15 protein-coding genes and 1 tRNA gene are annotated in these 15822 nt (G+C 70.8%); 3 read left to right on the top strand and 13 right to left on the bottom strand.

Annotated features, from left to right (window positions below; translation table 11 throughout):
- Positions 1-103: 103 nt before the first annotated feature.
- The 4 genes from GQF42_RS19635 to GQF42_RS19650 form a co-directional block, all read right to left on the bottom strand.
- Positions 104-325 carry a hypothetical protein gene (locus GQF42_RS19635; RefSeq protein ID WP_158921689.1) on the bottom strand — a complete coding sequence of 74 codons (222 nt, stop codon included), beginning with the start codon at positions 323-325 and terminating at the stop codon, positions 104-106.
- Positions 326-419: 94 nt separating this feature from the next.
- Entirely contained in the window at positions 420-1304 is an 885-nt protein-coding gene (locus tag GQF42_RS19640; RefSeq protein WP_158921691.1) for an SDR family oxidoreductase, read from the bottom strand.
- Positions 1301-2326: an alpha/beta fold hydrolase gene (locus GQF42_RS19645; protein WP_158921693.1), complete on the bottom strand. Its 1026-nt coding sequence runs from the start codon at positions 2324-2326 to the stop codon at positions 1301-1303. The genes GQF42_RS19640 and GQF42_RS19645 overlap by 4 nt, the downstream gene beginning before the upstream one ends.
- The gene (locus GQF42_RS19650; RefSeq protein ID WP_158921695.1) at positions 2323-4059 is read right to left on the bottom strand and encodes a flavin-containing monooxygenase; all 1737 of its coding nucleotides are present in this window, start codon (positions 4057-4059) and stop codon (positions 2323-2325) included. Before GQF42_RS19650 ends, GQF42_RS19645 begins: the two co-directional genes overlap by 4 nt.
- Before the next feature lie 261 nt (positions 4060-4320).
- Here GQF42_RS19650 and GQF42_RS19655 point away from each other — a divergent pair, with 261 nt between their 5' ends.
- Positions 4321-4956, top strand: a complete 636-nt coding sequence (locus GQF42_RS19655) for a MerR family transcriptional regulator (RefSeq protein ID WP_158930342.1) — start codon at positions 4321-4323, stop codon at positions 4954-4956.
- A 31-nt stretch (positions 4957-4987) separates the two neighbouring features.
- Here the strand turns inward: GQF42_RS19655 and GQF42_RS19660 are convergent, their stop codons facing one another.
- Complete coding sequence (locus tag GQF42_RS19660) at positions 4988-5842, bottom strand: exodeoxyribonuclease III (RefSeq protein ID WP_158921697.1); 855 nt, start codon at positions 5840-5842, stop codon at positions 4988-4990.
- A 28-nt stretch (positions 5843-5870) separates the two neighbouring features.
- On the opposite strand from GQF42_RS19660, the gene GQF42_RS19665 reads away from it, so the two are divergent.
- Entirely contained in the window at positions 5871-6347 is a 477-nt protein-coding gene (locus GQF42_RS19665) for a GNAT family N-acetyltransferase (protein WP_158921699.1), read from the top strand.
- A gap of 122 nt (positions 6348-6469) precedes the next feature.
- Here GQF42_RS19665 and GQF42_RS19670 read toward each other — a convergent pair.
- The 7 genes from GQF42_RS19670 to galU all read right to left on the bottom strand — a co-directional run bounded on the left by GQF42_RS19670 (position 6470) and on the right by galU (position 12103).
- Positions 6470-6543 (bottom strand) — tRNA-Ala (locus tag GQF42_RS19670).
- A 126-nt stretch (positions 6544-6669) separates the two neighbouring features.
- Positions 6670-7845, bottom strand: a complete 1176-nt coding sequence (gene sepX, locus GQF42_RS19675) for a divisome protein SepX/GlpR (RefSeq protein WP_158921701.1) — start codon at positions 7843-7845, stop codon at positions 6670-6672.
- A 189-nt stretch (positions 7846-8034) separates the two neighbouring features.
- Complete coding sequence (locus GQF42_RS19680) at positions 8035-8739, bottom strand: GNAT family N-acetyltransferase (protein WP_158921703.1); 705 nt, start codon at positions 8737-8739, stop codon at positions 8035-8037.
- A 20-nt stretch (positions 8740-8759) separates the two neighbouring features.
- Positions 8760-9260 (bottom strand): MogA/MoaB family molybdenum cofactor biosynthesis protein, encoded by a 501-nt coding sequence (locus GQF42_RS19685; protein ID WP_158921705.1) that lies wholly within the window; start codon positions 9258-9260, stop codon positions 8760-8762.
- Positions 9257-9736: a cyclic pyranopterin monophosphate synthase MoaC gene (gene moaC, locus GQF42_RS19690; RefSeq protein WP_158921707.1), complete on the bottom strand. Its 480-nt coding sequence runs from the start codon at positions 9734-9736 to the stop codon at positions 9257-9259. Before moaC ends, GQF42_RS19685 begins: the two co-directional genes overlap by 4 nt.
- Positions 9737-9872: 136 nt before the next feature.
- The gene (gene glp / locus GQF42_RS19695) at positions 9873-11195 is read right to left on the bottom strand and encodes a molybdotransferase-like divisome protein Glp (RefSeq protein ID WP_158921709.1); all 1323 of its coding nucleotides are present in this window, start codon (positions 11193-11195) and stop codon (positions 9873-9875) included.
- On the bottom strand, positions 11192-12103 hold the full coding sequence (galU, locus tag GQF42_RS19700; RefSeq protein WP_158921711.1) for a UTP--glucose-1-phosphate uridylyltransferase GalU: 912 nt from the start codon (positions 12101-12103) through the stop codon (positions 11192-11194). Before galU ends, glp begins: the two co-directional genes overlap by 4 nt.
- Before the next feature lie 101 nt (positions 12104-12204).
- Here galU and GQF42_RS19705 point away from each other — a divergent pair, with 101 nt between their 5' ends.
- Positions 12205-12825 (top strand): 5-formyltetrahydrofolate cyclo-ligase, encoded by a 621-nt coding sequence (locus GQF42_RS19705; RefSeq protein WP_158921713.1) that lies wholly within the window; start codon positions 12205-12207, stop codon positions 12823-12825.
- A 116-nt stretch (positions 12826-12941) separates the two neighbouring features.
- Here GQF42_RS19705 and GQF42_RS19710 read toward each other — a convergent pair whose 3' ends face one another.
- Positions 12942-15776 carry a penicillin acylase family protein gene (locus GQF42_RS19710; RefSeq protein WP_158921715.1) on the bottom strand — a complete coding sequence of 945 codons (2835 nt, stop codon included), beginning with the start codon at positions 15774-15776 and terminating at the stop codon, positions 12942-12944.
- Positions 15777-15822: the final 46 nt, after the last annotated feature.

Genomic DNA, 15822 nt, shown 5'->3' on the forward strand with positions numbered 1-15822 from the left:
CGCACCCGCACCCGCACAACAACCAAAGCCGGACAACAACGCAGGGCGCCCTCCGTAGAACGAAGGGCGCCCACGTCAAACCAGCCGAAGCCGAGGGCAGCGGCTACGCGTCGTAGTCCCGGTCGAACCGGTCCTCCATCTCACGCTCCGTGTCCTCGATGTCGCGCATGTTCTCGTGCTGGCGACCGGGCTGCGGCTGCTGCTGGCCAGGCTGACCCTGCCGGCCTCGCTGCTGCTTGCCCCGCTGCCCGGCCTGCTCACGGGCCTGGTCGAGCTTGCCCTTGGCCTGCTGGGCCTTGCCCTGCATCTGGTCCTTCGTACCCATGTGGGTTCACTCCTGTGGTGAGCGAGAGTGGGGAATCGGCCCCTTGGTGGGGCCTCGACCAGATTCACACGGAGGAACACGTCACGCATGTGGATCAGTTACGGTGCGTAGCCCGCGCCGCTTCGTCGGCAGCCCCGCCCGCGCCCACGAGCCCCGAGCGCATACCGTGCAGGCGGGGCCCGAACCGCTGCATCTCGCGCTGCCCGACGGTCCCGATGAGCGCCGGCAGGTATCCGCGCACGCCCTGCATGCCGCGCAGCCACCACTGTCCGTACACGTGCGCCGAGCGGCGTTCGATCCCGGCCACGATCCGGTCCACGGCGGGGCCCAGCGGATAGGTCTTGTTCGACGGCCACGGCAGCCGCTGCCGCAACTCCCGCATGACGTCGTCCTGGTCGGCGCCGCGCACCATGTCGGTGTCGGTCCACGACAGATAGCCGACGCCGACGCGCACGCCCTGGTGGCCGACCTCGGCGCGCAGGCTGTGCGCGTACGCCTCCACGCCCGACTTGGAGGCACAGTACGCCGTCATCATCGGCGCGGGCGTGATCGCGGCGAGCGAGGCGATCTGGAGGAGATAGCCGCGGCTCTCGACCAGCACCGGCAGGAAAGCCCGCGCGGTCACCGCCGAACCGATCAGGTTCACCTCGATCACACGCCGCCACGCGCCGGGATCGGAGTCGATGAACGGACCGCCCGTCGCCACACCGGCGTTGGCGACCACGATGTCCACCTTCCCGAACCGCTCCTTCACCTCCCGCGCGACCCGGCTCATCGCCTCGTGGTCGGTGACGTCGGCGTACCAGTACGCGCTGTCGCTGTGCAGCCGGCCGGAGACCTCCTTGAGTGCCTCCTCCTCCAGCCCGACCAGCGCGACCTTCGCGCCGCGCGCCGAGAGCTTGCGTGCCAGCAGCTCACCGACGCCGCGCGCCGCTCCGGTCACAACGGCGACCTGCCCTTCGAGGCTGACCCTGCTCATGCGCCCTCCTTGATCTGCGCCGGGGTGGAACGGCGTTCGGTGTCGTTGGGGACGTCGGCGGTCCCCGCGGAGTCGGGGGTGTCGCGGGTGTCGGCGGTCCCCGGAGTGTCGGGGGTGTCCCCCGTGACGTAGGTGGTGACGAGTTCCCGGATCCTGCCGGTCACCAGGTCCGGGGCCTCGATCGGGCTCATGTGCCCGACGCCGTGCAGCTCGGTGAGACCGACACAGCGCGGCAGGGCGGCGACCAGTGCGCGGGCGTGCACTGGGGGCGTGAGGCGGTCGGACGCGCCGTGCACCACCGCGGTGGGCGCGTGCAACTCCCGTACGCCGTGGTCGAGATCGAGCGCCTCGAGCACGCCGGCCCAGGCACGGCGCACAGTGCGCGGGCAGGCGTGCACGATCCGCGCGCACGCCTCCACCATGTGCGGGGCGGAACCGGCGCCCATGGTGGCGTACTTGAGGATGCGCTTCGCGGCCGGCGTGACCGGACCGAGCGGAGCACTCGAACCGAGAATGCGCCCGGTGATCCATGTGCGCACGCGCCCGGCGCGCATCGGCACCACCCGCGCCTCCGCGACCAGGCGCGAACTGCCCGTGCTGCACAACAGGACGGCGGCGGCGTGGTCACGGAAGCGGGGGCGCGCAGCCGCGGCCATGACGGTCATGCCGCCCATGGAGTGGCCGACGAACAGGGCCTTCTCCCCCGGCGCGAGTGTCCGGGCGAGCACGGCTTCGAGATCGTCCGCCAGCGCTTGGGTGGTGCACGCGGGGCTCGCAGGACTGCGCCCGTGCCCCCTCTGGTCGTACGCGATCACCCGGTGGTCGGTCGCCAGGTCCCGGATCTGCGCCGCCCAGAAGGCGGTCGAGCAGGTCCAGCCGTGGGAGAGGACAACGGGGGGCGCACTCTCGGGCCCGTGCACCTCTACATGCAGTCGCGCGCCGTCGGAGGAGTCGACGGTGAGTTCCCGGGAGGGCACGGGCGGGGCGTAGCGTCCGTGGGCGACGGGGGTGGGCCGGCTCATGCCGCGCCCTCGCTCTGCTGAGCGCCGCCGGCGCGCGTGGCCGCGGACTTCCCGGTGGCGCGCGCGGATTGCTTGGCAGTACGCGCGGGCAGGCTCGTCTTCTTCGCGCCGCTCACCGTGCTCTTCGCGCCGCTCTTCGCGCCGGAGCCGGCGCTTTCTGCGCCCTTCACGCCGCCCGCACCCGGCTCCGCGGCCTTCGCGCTCCCCGCGCCGACGCCCGTGACCCGCACGCCGGGCTTGCGGACGACCTCGTACTCCGCCAGGTCCACCCGCCGGGTCGCGGTACGGAACTCGGTCGTCGTACCGGGCCAGACGGTGGTGTTGCGGCCACTCGCGTCCAGGTACCAGCTGGTGCAGCCGCCGGTGTTCCACACGGTCCGCTTCATGCGTTCCTGGACCTTGCGGTTCCAGTCCTCGACGGCCGCGGGCCGGGCATCGAGGGCCGTACGGCCTCCCCCGGTGCCTTGAGGGCCCGGGGGGACCCCCAGGACGTCCAGTTGCCGCAGGTAGTCGGCCATGTAGTTCAGCTGGGACTCGATCATGAGGATCATGGAGGAGTTCCCGAGGCCGGTGTTCGGCCCGATGATCGTCATGAAGTTCGGGAAGCCGGCCGCGGCCGTGCCGCGCAGCGCCTGCATGCCGTTCTTCCAGGACTCGGCGAGCGTCCTGCCGTCCGCACCGACCACGCGCTCGGCGATCGGCATGTCCGTGACGTGGAAGCCCGTACCGAAGATGATCACGTCGGCCTCGGCTTCGGTGCCGTCGGCCGCGACGAGCGTCGAGCCGCGGATCTCGCTCAGCCCGCTGGCGACGACGTCCACATTCGGCCTGGCCAGCGCCGGGTAGTACGTGCTGGACAGCAGGATTCGCTTGCAGCCGATGCGGTAGTCGGGGGTGAGCTTGGCGCGCAGGGCCGGGTCCTTGACGGCGCGAGCCATGTTGCGCTTGGCGAGCTGTTCGATCAGGCCGAGTTCGTCTGGGTGCTTGGTGAACGCCTGGACCTGCAGTTCCCGGATGCCCCACAGCAGTCCGCGCCTGAGCCGGCTGGTGAAGGGCACGGACCGGTGCAGCCACCGCTCGGCGCCGCTGATGGCGCGGTCCATGCGGGGCATCACCCACGGCGGGGTGCGCTGGAAGAGGGTGAGCCGGCCGACCTCGCGCTGGATCGCCGGAACGATCTGGATGGCGGAGGCACCGGTACCGACCACGGCGACGCGCTTGCCCCTCAGGTCGTGGTCGTGGTCCCAGCGGGCGGAGTGGAACACCTTGCCCGGGAAGGACTCCAGGCCCGGTATCCCGGGGACCTTCGGGTCGGACAGCGGCCCGGTGGCGGAGACGACGACGTCGGCGGTCAGCGAGCCGCGCGTGGTCTCGATGGTCCAGCGCAGGTTCTCGGCGTCCCAGGTCACCAGCTTGACCTCGGAGTCCAGGCGGATGTGCGGGCGCAGCCCGAACAGGTCGGTGACGTGCTCCAGGTAGGCGCGGATGTGCCGCTGCCCGGAGAAGGTGCGCGGCCAGTCGGGGTTGGGCGCGAAGGAGAAGGAGTAGAGGTGGGAGGGCACATCACAGGCACACCCGGGGTAGCTGTTGTCCCGCCAGGTGCCCCCGACGCTGTCGGCCCGCTCCAGTACGGCGAAGTCGGTGATCCCCTCGCGGCGCAGCCGCACGGCGGCCCCCAGCCCGCCGAACCCGGACCCGATCACCGCCACCCGTACATGCTCGTGCTCGGCCATCCCGAAGCCTCCACGCATCGCCTTGGACTCCGCCAGTGAACACTGGCGCAATGGGACTGTAGAACAGCTCCGTACCGAGCGGTAGGGGTCGCGGGCGGGAAAGTTACCGGCGGTACAACATAGGCTGCGGGCGTGGCAGACGAGGGTGGACGCAAGGAAGGCCAGGGCGGTCGGGGCAGCCGGCGCCACGGCCGGGACGGCGTGCAGGGCGCGCACGGCGCGCACCACGGCGCCCACGACACGCGCCTGCGCGAGTACCGCATGGAAGAGCTGGCCCGACTCGCCGGCATCACCGTGCGCACCCTGCGCTTCTACCGGGAGCGCAAGCTGATCCCTCCGCCCCGGCGCGAGGGCCGGATCGCCTGGTACGACGACCACCACCTGGCGCGCCTGCGCACCATCGCCGCCCTGCTGGAGCGCGGTCACACACTGAACGGCATCGCGGAACTCGCGGAGGCCCTCGACCAGGGCCGCAACGTCGCCGACCTGCTCGGCGTCGGCACCCCCACGGAGGAGGAGCCGGTCCGCCTCACCCCGGAGGAACTCGCCGCCCGCTTCGAGGGCGAGGTCACACCCGAGAACCTCGCCGCCGCCATGGAGCTGGGCTACCTCGGCACCGACGGCGACGAGATCGTCCACATCAGCCGCCGTCTGCTGGACGTCTCCTCCGCGCTGGTCCGCGAGGGCATCCCGCTCGGCGAGGTTCTCACCGCCGCCGCCCGCGTCCGCGAACACGCCGACGCCCTCGCCGAACTCTTCGCCGACCTGATCCTGCGCCACGCCCCCGAGGAAGACCTCCACCGCCTGCGCCCACTGGCCCGCAGCGTGGTGGAGGCGGAACTCTCCCTGGCCCTGGACCGCCGCCTGACCAAGGAGACGGACGAGCGGGGCGCGTGAGTCCGCTCGCGCCCGGCGGACAGGGGCCCACCTAGAGGTCGTAGACGACGGTCACCGGCGCGTGGTCGGACCACCGCTCGGCGTGCGTGGCCGCGCGCTCCACGAACCCCTTGACGGCCTTGCCGGCGAGCCCGGGCGTGGCGACGTGGTAGTCGATGCGCCACCCCGAGTCGTTGTCGAAGGCCCGCCCGCGGTACGACCACCAGCTGTACGGCCCCTCGACATCGGGATGCAGGGCGCGCACGACGTCGACGTACCCGCCGTCGGCCGGATCGAGGACGCCGCCGAGCCACTCCCGCTCCTCGGGCAGGAAGCCGGAGTTCCTGGTGTTGCCGCGCCAGTTCTTGAGGTCTGTCTGCTGGTGGGCGATGTTCCAGTCGCCGCAGACGACCACCTCGCGCCCGTCGGCCGCGGCCCGCGCGCGCAGCGCCTTGAGGTGGGCGAGGAACTCGCCCATGAAGCGCACCTTCTCGTCCTGCCGCGCGGTGCCGACCTCGCCGGAGGGCAGGTACAGGGACGCGACCGTGACGCCGGGCAGGTCCGCCTCGACGTAGCGCCCACTGCCGTCGAACTCGGCCGAGCCGAAGCCGACCCGGACCCGGTCGGGCTCACGTCGCGTGTAGAGGGAGACGCCCGCCCGGCCCTTGGCGGCGGCCGGGGCGTGCACCACGTACCAGCCGTCGGGCTGCCGCACCTCCTCGGGCAGCTGGTGCGGCTCGGCGCGCACCTCCTGGAGGCAGACGACGTCCGCCTCCGTCCGGGCGAGCCACTCCACGAAGCCCTTCTTGGCGGCGGCCCGCAGCCCGTTCACGTTCACCGAGGTCACAGTCAGCACCAGGGCACGATACCGGCACACTGGTCGGAGCCCGTCCGCACCATCCGACATTCACCTGCATAGAAGTACGATATCCAGCATGAATATACGTCGTATCCGATTCGATCACCCCGACGCCGTCAAGCTCAACGACGAGGTCCAGGCCGAATACCACCTGCGCTACGGCGACGGCGGCGACGCCACGACCCTCGACGCCGCGGACTTCGCCCCGCCACGGGGCGTCTACCTGATCGCGTACGACGAGCAGGGCCGCCCCGTCGCGACCGGCGGCTGGCGCAGCCAGGACCTCAACGACGAAGGCAACGAGGACGGCGACGCCGAACTCAAGCGCATGTACGTGATCGAGCAGGCTCGTGGCCGCGGCCTGGCACGCCGGATGCTCACGGCCCTGGAGGAGGACGCGCGCGCCGCCGGCCGCTCCCGCATGGTCCTGGAAACGGGCACCAAGCAGCCGGAGGCCATCACCCTGTACACCTCCAGCGGCTACGAGCCGTGCGCCAAGTTCGGCTACTACCGCTTCCATGACGAGAGCCGCTGCTTCGCGAAGCAGCTCTGAAGCCGTAACTCGGATCACACCGGGCCCGCTTGAGCCCCGGCGGGCCCGGCCGCGAGCCGGCACCCTGCCCGCGCACACGATGAAGCCCCTGTCGGCAATGCCGACAGGGGCTTCATGCTGCGTGGACCTGAGGGGATTTGAACCCCTGGCCCCCTCGATGCGAACGAGGTGCGCTACCGGACTGCGCCACAGGCCCTTGCAACGAGTGAAACTCTAGCATCCCCATCGGGGTGCTTGGAAATCCGTTCCCTGACTGGTCACGACGGGGATCCCGCAGGCAGCGCGGACCGCCGGGGGCGCGCCGCAGGGCATGCCGGCGGACTTACTCGTTCGCCGCGCGCGGGCGGTCGCCGTCCTCGTACTGATCGAAGAGGGGCGTGCGCCCGCGCTCGCGCGCCCGGCGCGCGGAGGCTGCGCGGCGCGCGTCACTACGGCCGCCTGTCGGCTTGTCCTCGGCCATGGGCGTCTGCTCACCCGCCTCCGGCGCAGGGGCCGCCTCGTGCTCCGGCGCCACCGAGCTGGATCGCGCCGAACTCCACGCGTCGGGGGCCCCCAGATCCACGTCGGACGTGGCACGCGGCGCGACGGGCGCGGTCACGTACGTCGGCAGGGGCACCGGCACCGGGTCCCAGCTGTCCCCGCCCGGCCGCCGCTGCCGCTCACGCTGCTGGTCGACCCACTCGGCGTGGTCGGTCTGCTCGACCAGGGCGCGCCGATCCGCGGCGAGCGCGGAGAGAGAGGGGTCCGTGTCCGTCCGTGGAACCTCCTCCGGTTCGTCCGCGCCGGTACTCGCCTCGAGGGGCGCGCGCCGGCGCGGCTGGCGCTCCCGCAGCCGCTGCGCCGCAACCTCGGCCCGCCGACGGTCCATCTGATAGGCGAAGCGCCGGCGCTCCTGGGAGCGCAGGTACGCGATGTACGTGCTGAGCAGCACGGCAGGCACGGCGGGCACCCAGAGGAAGGCGAGTCCTCCGACGGCGGCGACGATCGCACCGAGCGTGAAGGCGAGGAAGAGCAACACGGTGGTACGCCGACGGCGCGCGAGAACCTTCGAGCGCCTGGCACGTGCCGCGGCCGCCTGCGCGGAGGCCGTTCGACGCGCGGTCGGCACCCGCTTGGGTCCGGGCACGGCCCCGGACTTGGATGCCGGCACGGCGGGCTTGTCGCGTGCGGGTTCCGCTCTTCCGGGCGCCTCGGGCCCGACTTCCGCGTGCGCCTGACGACGGGTCGGAGGCATGGCGAAGGCCCGGACGTCCACCGAGTCGGTGACGGCGTCCGGATCACCGGCGTCCGGCTCCCCCTCCTGGGCGGAGCGCGCCCGCAGGTCCCTGGCGTATCGACGCTCCATGCCCGCCCGTCCGGACAGCAGCCGGATGGCGGTGCTGAAGCGTTCCGTCGGACGGGCCTCGTTCAGCTCGTCCTGCCTACGGAGCCACATAGGCACCAAGTAGGCGGCCCAGGCCCCGACAATGACTGCGTAGATGAGGCCGCTGCTGCTCACGCCTCACACGGTAGAGGGGTTTGCGTGAGGCCATCCGCCAATTGGGCCGGTGTGTCGCACGATCTGGCTGATATTGCCAGCTTTTTTTGCGATCGATGCGATCAGAGGACCGACACGGGCGCGAAATTCAATACCTCGCGAGGGTCGGCAGCCCATCAATTTCGAACACGTATTCAATTCCTGAGGGCCCTAGGCGGGATTCCCGGGAGTGTTCTGGGGATTCCGCGACGGCTCGGCGACCCCGGGGGTGCGCGAAGCACCGGCTGCGCCCCCTTCGTCCGCCGGGCGCTCGGCGCGGCTCTCCCTCTGGGAGCGTGCCCGCTTCCAGCGCGCGAGCAACCCGTCGGGCACCTCTTCCGCGGTGAGCGCGAAGACCAGGTGGTCGCGCCAGGCCCCGTCGATGTGCAGATAGCGTGGCCGCAGCCCCTCCTCGCGGAATCCGAGTTTCTCCACGACCCGGCGGCTGGGCCGGTTCTCGGGGCGAATGCAGACCTCGACACGGTGCAGCCCGACGGCGCGGAAGCAGTGGTCCACGGCGAGCGCGACGGCCGTGGGCATCACACCGCGCCCGGCCACCGCCTCGTCCACCCAGTACCCGACGTGCCCCGAGCACATCGACCCCCAGGTGATCCCGGCGACCGTCAACTGCCCGGCGAGCTGCCCCTGGTACTCGATGACGAACGGCAGCATCCGACCCGCGTTGGCCTCGGAACGCAGGTGCCGGACCATCTGGCGGTAGGTCGGCCGGTGCACGATCGGTCCGCTCGGTGTGGGCGGCGGGATGGTCGCCTCCCAGGGGCGCAGCCAGTCCCGGTTGCGCCGGTTCACCTCGCGCCAGGCCCGCTGGTCGCGCAGCTTTATCGGTCGGAGGACGACATCGCCGTCCGCCAGCACGACGGGCCAGGAAAGGCTGTTCAGCTCGCACCCCCGCTGCTGGATCTGGGGTGGTCGCCGCCGCGGATCTGGTCGACGGCGTGGATCAGCAGGGGCTCCAGTACGGCGAGGCCGTCCTTCACCCCGCCCGTGGAGCCGGGCAGATTGACGATCAGGGTCCGCCCCGCCACCCCGGCCAGGCCCCGGGACAGCGCGGCGGTCGGAACCTTCTCCCGGCCGAACGCGCGGATGGCCTCCGCGATGCCCGGCACCTCGATGTCGATCACCGCGCGGGTCGCCTCGGGCGTGCGGTCGGTGGGCGAGATGCCGGTGCCGCCGGTGGTGACGATGGCGTCGTACCCGGCCTCCACGCCCGCGCGCAGGGCCTCCTGGACCGGATCCCCGTCCGGGACCACCCGGGGGCCGTCCACGTGGAACCCGAAGCCCTTGAGGCCGTCGGCGACCAGGGGGCCGCCCCTGTCCTCGTAGACACCGGCCGCGGCCCTGTTGGAGGCGGTGACCACCAGAGCGCGGTAGGTCATGCCCGGCTCCAGTCGCCCGACTTGCCGCCCGTCTTCTCTTCCACCCGTACGTCCGTGATGACCGCTCCCTTGTCGACCGCCTTCACCATGTCGATCACGGTGAGTGCGGCGACCGTCACGGCGGTGAGGGCCTCCATCTCGACGCCCGTGCGGTCCGTCGTCTTCACGACGGCCTGGATCTCCACGGCGTCGTCCGCAACCGACAGATCCAGTTTCACACCGGACACCGACAACGGGTGACACAGCGGGATGAGGTCCGGGGTGCGCTTGGCGCCCATGATGCCCGCGATCCGCGCGGTGGCGAGGGCGTCCCCCTTGGGTACCCCCTCGCCGCGCAACAGCCCGACCACGCGGGGTGAGACAAGGACACGGCCGCTGGCGCGGGCGGTGCGCGCGGTCACGTCCTTCCCGGATACGTCGACCATGCGGGCCGCGCCCGCCTCGTCGATGTGCGTCAGTCCGTCCTGCGTACTCATGCTCTGTGCCGCTCCCGGTCCGGGCCCGTCGCAGTGCGGTGCACGGGCCTGTTGTGCGCGCCACGCTACCGCCAAGTCGGCGCGCGCACCGGGCCAGGACCCCTGTGGGGCCGTCGCATGCTCACGCGCGCGTGCCTCAGCCGAGCAGTACGACCTCGACCTCGGCGCCGGGCTCGACGGACTCCACGTCCTCGGGGACGACGATCAGCGCGTCGGCGTGCGCCAGCGCCGCGATCAGGTGCGAGCCGGTGCCGCCCACGAGGGTCACCTCGCCGTCTGCGTACGCGCCCCGCAGGAACTGCCGGCGCCCCTTGGGCGAGCGCAGCGCCTTGTCCGCCTCCAGACGGGCCCGGGTGCGGGGCCGGTGGACGTCCGTGAGGCCCATCAGTGTACGGATGGCTGGGCGGACGAACAGCTCGAAGGAGACGTACGACGACACCGGGTTGCCGGGCAGGGCCAGGAGAGGCGTGTGATCGGGACCGATGGAGCCGAAACCCTGGGGCTTGCCGGGCTGCATGGCAAGCTTGCGGAACTCCACGCCGCCGCCCGCCTCGTCCTCGTCGCCTGCGTACGACAGCGCCTCCTTGACCACGTCGTACGCCCCGACACTCACCCCGCCCGTGGTCACCAGCAGGTCGGCGCGGACGAGCTGGTCCTCGATGGCCGAGCGCAGGGTGTCGGTGTCGTCCGCGACGGCGCCCACCCGGTAGGCGATGGCACCGGCGTCCCGCGCGGCGGCGGTGAGGGCGAAGCTGTTGGAGTCGTAGATCTGGCCACCGGCCAGTTCCTCGCCGGGCTGGACGAGTTCGCTGCCGGTGGACAGGACGACCACGCGCGGGCGCGGGCGCACGCGTACCGTGCCGCGGCCGATCGCGGCGAGCAGCGCGATCTGCGGCGGGCCGAGGATCGTGCCGGCCTCCAGGGCGCGGTCACCGGCTTTCACGTCGCTGCCCTTGTCGCGCACGTGCGCGCGTGCCTCGACGGGGCGGTGCACGCGCACCTGTCCCTCGGCGCCCTCGGGGGCCAGGCTGCGCGCCCGCATTCCGCTCACCGGGCCCTCGCCGAGCCCGCCGTCGGTCCACTCGACGGGCACGACGGCCTCGGCGCCGGGCGGCAGCGGGGCGCCGGTCATGATCCGGGCGGCCTGCCCGGGTCCGACGTGGACCAGGTCGGCCGTGCCCGCCGCGACATCACCGACGACGTCCAGGACGGCCGGGAACTCCTCGCCGGCGCCCTCGACGTCCGCGACCCGGACCGCGTACCCGTCCATGGAGCTGTTGTCGAACGGCGGCAGGGACACCGGCACCGTGACGTCCTCGACCAGGACACAGCCCTGGGCGTCGAGCAGTTGCAGCTCGATCGGCTCGAGAGGGCGGACGGTCGAGAGGATGTCCTCCAGGTGCTCGTCCACCGACCACAGGTCGTCCGGGCCGGTAGGGCGGGTCGCGGCGCTGCTCAAGATTGCTGCATCTCCTCGGCTACGTAACTGCGAAGCCAGGCCCGGAAGTCCGGGCCCAGGTCTTCACGTTCGCACGCGAGCCTGACAATGGCACGCAGATAGTCGCCACGGTCACCGGTGTCGTAGCGACGGCCCTTGAAGACGACGCCGTGCACCGGACCGCCGACCTTCTCGTCCTGCGCGAGCTGCTGGAGGGCGTCGGTGAGCTGGATCTCGCCACCGCGGCCCGGCTCGGTCTGGCGAAGTATGTCGAAGATGTGCGGGTCGAGAACGTAGCGGCCGATGACCGCGTAGTTCGACGGGGCGTCCGCCGGGTCCGGCTTCTCGACCAGTCCGGTCACGCGCACGACGTCGCCGTCTGCCGTCGCCTCCACGGCCGCGCAGCCGTAGAGGTGGATCTGCTCGGGCGCGACCTCCATCAGGGCGATCACACTGCCGCCGTGCCGCTCCTGGATCTCGATCATGCGCTGGAGCAGCGAGTCACGCGGGTCGATCAGGTCGTCACCGAGAAGGACCGCGAAGGGCTCGTGACCCACGTGCGGGGCGGCGCACAGAACGGCGTGACCGAGGCCCCTGGGGTCGCCCTGGCGCACGTAGTGCATGGTCGCCAGATCGCTGGACTCCCGCACCTTCGCGAGCCGCTTCTCGTCGCCCTTCTTCTCGAGCGCCGACTCCAGCTCGTAATTGCGGTCGAAGTGGTCCTCGAGGGGCCGCTTGTTGCGCCCGGTGACCATGAGTACGTCGTCGAGCCCCGCCGCCACGGCCTCCTCGACCACGTACTGGATCGCGGGCTTGTCGACGACCGGCAGCATCTCCTTGGGAGTGGCCTTGGTGGCCGGCAGGAACCGGGTACCGAGGCCTGCCGCGGGAATGACAGCCTTGCTGATCCTGGGGTGCGACTGAGTCATGCCCGCCACCATAACCGGTGCCTTTGTGGAGAATCTGTAGCTCCGGTTGGTTGGCCCTTTATGACTGGATTGAACAATCGAGAAGGGCGCGAGAACGACCAGTGGAACACAACGGACGCACGAGCGAGCCTGACAAGCGAACGTTGCGGCGGGAGTTCCTCGCGGTGAGGAACAGGTTGCCTGCCGATGACATCGACGCATCGGGCCGCGCGCTGGCGGAGCGCGCCCTGGAGCTGCCCGAGCTGGCGGGGGCGCGCACGGTGGCGGCGTACGTCTCCGTGGGGAGCGAGCCGGGCACGCGGGCGCTGCTGGACGCGCTGCGCGCGCGGGGCACACGGGTCCTGCTCCCCGCCCTCCTGCCCGACAACGACCTGGACTGGGGCGAGTACACCGGCCCGAACTCCCTCGCGCGGGTCCAACACAGCGGGAAAATGGCACTTTTCGAGCCCAGGAGCGCGCGCCTCGGCCCGGACGCCGTGACCTCCGCCGACGTGGTCCTTCTGCCCGGGCTCGCGGTGGACGCGCGCGGGATGCGCCTGGGGCGTGGCGGAGGGTCGTACGACCGTGTGCTGGCCCGTCTGGAGCGGGCAGGCGCACACCCTCGGCTCGTGGTGCTGCTGTACGACACGGAGGTCGTCGCGCACGTCCCGGTGGAGGCGCACGACAAGCCGGTGCACGCGGTGGTGACTCCCTCCGGCGCGCGCCGTTTCCCGAGCGCCTGACGCGGCGCCCGCACACCCCGCCGCGCCGGCCAACACCGCGCGCCAAGCCCCCCGACGGAAAACGGCCCTCCACGCGTGCGCGTGGAGGGCCGTTTCGGGTCCGTGCCGTCAGGTGCTCACGGCTTGAGCGTGAGCGTGTCGCTCGTGCTGCTGTCGACCGCCTTGCCCGAGAACGACCAGGGCAGCAGTTCACCCTTGGCCCACAGGCTCGTCTGGTCCGTGTAGTGCGCGCTGAAGGCGTGCCCGGAGGCACCGGTCAGGTTGATCCACTTGGACTTGTCGAAGTCGGCGAGGTTGACGACCATCCGCATCGACGGCACCCAGACGACGCCATAGCCGCCCGCGGCGTTCCAGCCGGTCGCGTTGACCGTGGCCTCGCCGCCGCTGAGCTTCCAGGGGCCGCGGTTGAGGATGTACTGGAGGACCTGGGGCCCGTCGGTGCCGAGCGTCTGGTTCTTGAGGAACAGGCGGTGCAGCCGGCCCCAGCTCCAGGTGTCGATGTCCTTGCCGAGCTTGGCGGTCAGCTCCCAGCGGGCGTCGATCATGGCGCGGGCGAAGAGCTGGTCCATGTTGTTCGCGGCGGGGCGGGTGCCCGACTTGGGCGTCTTCCACCAGTCGCTGTCCGGCTTGTCCATCAGGTTGCGCACGACCTCGAACCAGCGGTCGCCGCCGTCCGGCTGCGCCTGGTCGGCGTCGCGCTCGCCGCACTCGCGCACCTTGGTGTCGTCGTCCACCGGACCGGTGCTGTCGATCTTGCTGACCCACAGGCACTGCCCCTGGACGCGCAGCTCCTTGGGGAGCTTGTTGCCGAAGGCGAGCTTGAGGATGTTGCGCCACACGGAGTTGAAGTACGCCGCCGCCGCGGAGTCGGAGTCCTGGGTGTAGTCCCAGCCCTCCAGCAGCTTCTGCGCCTGACGCACGTTCTTGTCGTCGAGGTTGATCTTCAGCAGCCTGGGCACCAGGAGCTTGGCGATCTCGCTGCTGTTGTCCAGCTGCATCTGCCGCATGTCGTCGGTGGAGATCTTGCCGCCGTCCTTGATCTTGGACTCGATCAGGTCGGTGATGCGCTGGCTGCGCGTGCCGTAGCCCCAGTCGGTGGTGAGCGTGTAGGGGTACTTGCTCTTGTCGACCACGGCCTGGTTGGCGGTGACGATGTAGCCGCGCTTGGGGTTGAACTCGTAGGGCAGTTCGCCCTGCTTGATGAAGCCGGTCCAGCGGTACTTCGAATCCCATCCCGGCGCCGGGATGGAGCCGTCGTCCGCCGAGGAGCGCGTGGGGATCTTGCCGGGCAGCGTGTAGCCGATGTTGTTGTCCGTGTCGGCGTAGACCAGGTTCTGCGAGGGCACGTCGAACCGGGCGGCCGCCTGCCGGAACTCGCTCCAGTTCGCGGCCTTGTCGAGGGCGAAGATGGCGTCCATGGAGGTGCCCGGGTCGAGCGCGGTCCACCTCAGGGCGATGCCGTAGCCGTCACCGCGGTCGGGCGCGGCGGTGTTGACCGTGGCCCTCTTGCCGACCTGGACCAGTTCGTCGTCACGGTCGGACAGCAGCGGCATCCCGTCCTGGGTCTGACGGACGACGATCGTCTTGGCCGAGCCGCCGGCGACGTTGATGGTCTCCTCGCGGGTCTTGAAGGGCCGGACCTTGCCGTCGTACAGGTAGCCGTTCGCGGTCACCTTCTCCAGGTAGAGGTCGGTGACGTCGACCCCGGAGTTGGTCATGCCCCAGGCGATGTCGGCGTTGTGGCCGATGATCACACCGGGCATGCCGGCAAAGGTGTACCCGGTGACGTCGTACTGGCACTTGCTGGAGACGGTTCGGCAGTGCAGGCCCATCTGGTACCAGACGGACGGCAGGGACGCCGAAAGGTGCGGATCGTTGGCGAGCAGCGGCTTGCCGGTGATGGTGTACTGCCCGGAGACGACCCAGGAGTTGGAGCCGATCCCCTGGCCGTTCACGCCGACGGCGGTCGGGACGTTGTCCAGGACGTTGTAGAGGCCCCCCAGCTGGCTCGTGAGCGACGACCCCGACGCGGTCGAGGTGGAGGAGCCGGTCGTGCCCGTCGCGCCGCCGGAGGTACCCGTGGCGCCCGTGGTGCCGCCGGTCGTACCGGACGTGCCGGTCACCCCCGTCGTGCCGCCGCTCTGGGAGGTGCCCGAGGAGCCGCTCTGCTGGAAGGTCTTGGTCAGCTGGTTGTACTGGCCTTCCTGCACGATCGGCTTGTTACGGCTGTAGGGGTACTCCGGGTACAGGTCCTGGATCTGCTGCGGCCCGAGGCGGCTGGTCATCAGGGCGCGGTCGATCTCGTCCTGCATGTTGCCGCGCAGGTCCCAGGCCATCGCCTTCAGCCAGGAGATGGAGTCGACCGGGGTCCACGGCTGTGGCGTGTAGTCGTTGGTGAAGTTCAGCGCCGCGTACTCCAGGGAGATGTCCTTGCCGTCCTTGCCCTGGATGTAGGCGTTGACACCCTTGGAATACGCCTGGAGGTACTGCTTCGTGGAGGCCGACAGCTTGGTGTCGTACTCCTGCTTGGCGATCCGGTCCCAGCCGAGCGTGCGCAGGAACTCGTCGTTCTTGACCTGCCCCTTGCCGAACATCTCGGACAGGCGCCCGGAGGTCATGTGCCGGCGCACGTCCATCTCGTAGAACCGGTCCTGTGCCTGGACATAGCCCTGCGCCATGAACAGGTCCTCGTCGGAGGACGCGTAGATCTGCGGGATGCCGTTGCCGTCGCGCTTGACGTCGACCGGTCCGGACAGTCCCTGGAGCGTGATCGATCCTGTGGTCTGCGGGAAGGAGGCGCGAACCGTGCTGATCGACCAGTACGCCCCGTAGGCAATGCCTCCGACGATGGCCAGGACCAGTACCAGCACGATGAGTCGGGCTCTGCGCCCCTTCTTCCTGCCGGACTTGGCGGGCTTGTCACCCGTTGTGGCGGTGGTGTTCGGGGGCATCGCTGTCCTTGCTGTCCTAACGCGAGCGGCAGGTCGGGCTGTGACT

Source organism: Streptomyces broussonetiae (assembly GCF_009796285.1).
GTDB lineage: Bacteria > Actinomycetota > Actinomycetes > Streptomycetales > Streptomycetaceae > Streptomyces > Streptomyces broussonetiae.